We start from the raw sequence: 262 nt of genomic DNA on the forward strand, positions 1-262 counted from the left end.
CGAAATTCCACAGATTGTTCGAATATACGCCTTCAAACATGATGCAATCGTGCTGTTCGAGCGCCGCTGGCGTTTCCGGCGTGCCCCTCGACGCGAGATATTCCGGACTCGCGCAGGTGACCCAGCCACCCTCTCCAATTCGGGTCGCGATCATGCTGCTGTCCGGGAGCAACCCGATTCGAATAGCGGCGTCGACTTGGTCATCGACCAGATTGACGAAGCGATCGGCTAAGACCAATCGCGCGTTGATATCGGGATATGC

1 protein-coding gene is annotated in these 262 nt (G+C 56.9%); it reads right to left on the reverse strand.

Annotated features, from left to right (window positions below; genetic code table 11):
• Nucleotides 1-262, reverse strand: a 262-nt coding sequence (locus RMT89_RS43810; RefSeq protein ID WP_315889331.1) for a LysR substrate-binding domain-containing protein, incomplete at both ends; no start/stop codon positions are given.

The organism is Streptomyces sp. P17 (genome assembly GCF_032436805.1).
GTDB lineage: Bacteria > Actinomycetota > Actinomycetes > Streptomycetales > Streptomycetaceae > Streptomyces.